The organism is Novosphingobium sp., assembly GCF_032093395.1.
GTDB lineage: Bacteria > Pseudomonadota > Alphaproteobacteria > Sphingomonadales > Sphingomonadaceae > Novosphingobium.
Genome location: NZ_DAMDBA010000153.1, coordinates 1,343 through 3,419, shown reverse-complemented (window position 1 = coordinate 3,419; position 2,077 = coordinate 1,343). Strand labels below are relative to the sequence as shown.

Annotated in this window: 2 protein-coding genes; both read right to left on the bottom strand. The window is 63.1% G+C overall.

Features of this window, described 5'->3' with window-relative positions:
- Positions 1-1,016, bottom strand: a 1,016-nt coding sequence (locus RT424_RS24135; RefSeq protein WP_313443395.1) for a diguanylate cyclase domain-containing protein, incomplete at its 3' end; no start/stop codon positions are given.
- Positions 1,017-1,325: 309 nt separating this feature from the next.
- A complete protein-coding gene (locus tag RT424_RS24130) occupies positions 1,326-2,024 on the bottom strand; it encodes a glutathione S-transferase family protein (protein ID WP_313443393.1) in 699 nt (232 codons plus the stop codon).
- Between the last annotated feature and the right edge of the window lie 53 nt (positions 2,025-2,077).

Here is a 2,077-nt window from a genome sequence, read left to right as displayed (position 1 = left end):
TTGAGCAACTGCTTGCCGAAGTCGCGAATTACCTGGTCTCCGGCACGATGGCCCAGTTCTTCGTTGATGGCGCTGAAATCGTCGATGTCGAGCAGGATCAGTCGGCAGGCCTGGGAACCGGCGATCTGTTCCAGTTGCTTGATGAAGGTTGCACGGTTCACCAGTTCAGTGACGGGATCGAAAAGTTCGAGATATCGCGCCCGCCGGGAATTGGAGTCCGCTTGGTCTTCAAGATTGCTGGCGCGGTGGGCCAGCATCAGAAAAAGACCGAGGACGGCGGCGCCGATCGCCAGGGTGGCCGGTATCACATACTTGCGGATCGCCTCGCCGGGCCTGGCAGGATGCCAGGCGAGCCTGCCCAGAAGCGCGCCGTCCCCCGCCGAAAGTTCGACGCTGCGCACGCCCGGGGGTGTGGCTTCGCGTGGATTCAGCGCGGTAAAACCGTCGAGCATCAGCGTACCGGCCCAGCGGTTGAGCATGGGGTCGTCGAGATATGTGATGGTGACCAGCGTCAGCGGTTCTCCGGAGGCCGGGATGCGCGATGCGGCAGCAACGACGGGGACGCGGTGGACCGATGTCAGATCCGCTTTGGCGCTAGGCACGCTCTTGCTATCGGCGGGGGGCAGGGCATTAACCAGTTCGCCGGCAGCATCGCGAATTTCCTCCAGATCGTTGGCGTCGGCCCGGCCGCCGCGCGTATAGCCGTAGATCGCGCCCGAGCGAGTAACGATGGCCACGGCTCTGGTCGGTTCGCTGGCTACGGCAGGGCGGCCCAGTTCGCTGTCCAGCCAATTGGCCGCTTCGTCCGGTCCCAGCGCAGCGATCCTGCGGGCGGGCTCCAGTCGCGCGCTGGTGGCTGCCGCTTGTTCGGCGGCGCTTTGGAGCGTGCGGGAGATCGTCTTCTCGACCTGCTCTTGCTGCCGGTCGGCGGCAATCCGATCCATGGATTGCGAGGTCACGAACAGCGCGGCCGATCCCCCGAGCGTCAGCCCGAGCAGACCTACAATCGCCACCACGCCTCGGTGACCTGCCAGTTTGTGGCCGTTAAGCATTCGCGATCCCTACTCGCTTCCTGGGGTCATACCCATCGAAGCACATGCATTAACCGGCTTTCGTCAACAAATCGCAACCAACACGACCGCCCTCGGAAACACGCCGAAGTGGCGCAGTTCGGCCAGTCGATACTATTCCAACACACATTATAGGCGGAAACAGCAGCATAATGTCAGGCAATCGACGGAATCCGTGTAATCCTTTGCTGTGCTCGACGGAGTGCGAACCAGTCTGGTCGTGACCATGCGGCTATAAGCGGTTGGAAGTCGCGTTTATCCAACCTCAGGCTGCGCAGAGGCGGTGGCAGAACGATCGGTGGGGCGTTCCGCACTGGCCGTCTCGAACACCGCGCGCTGATCGGCGAAAGCGCGCCGGTAGGCTGGGCGCGCTTCGCCACGCGCGATGTAGGCCGAAAGCGCCGGAAAATCGTTTAGCAACGAGGTTGCGGCCAGGCGGCGCAAGACGGTCACCATCATCAGGTCTCCGGCGCTGAACTCGCCGTCCAACCATTCGGCGTCGCCGAGCCGTGCGGATAGCTGGCCCAGTCGGTCGTGCACTCTGCGGTCGAGCATCGGCTGCCGTGCCTTCTGCCACGGTTGGTCGCGTTCGAACAGGAGGGCCATCGTGCACTCGACGATGGGTGGCTCCACCGTGTTGAGCGCGGCAAATACCCAGGCTTCGGCCCGTGCCCGCGCATCCGTCGATTCGGGCAGGATTCCGGGATGGTTGCGGGCAAGATGAAGAACGATGGCTCCGGATTCGAACAGGACCAGACCTTCGTCCTCGAAGCTTGGAATCTGCCCGAAGGGGTTGAGGGCAAGGTGGTTCGGTCGCTTCAGCGCCGCGAACGAGAGCAGTCTGACATCATACGGCAATTCCAGTTCTTCCAGCGCCCAGCGCACGCGCATGTCGCGGGCAAGGCCCTGGCCGCGGTCGGGCGAATCTTCGAAGGCGGTGATGGTGATGGTCATGGCGACGCTCCCGGAAAGTCGACATGATACCATGCGCCCGATTTCCGGACGAT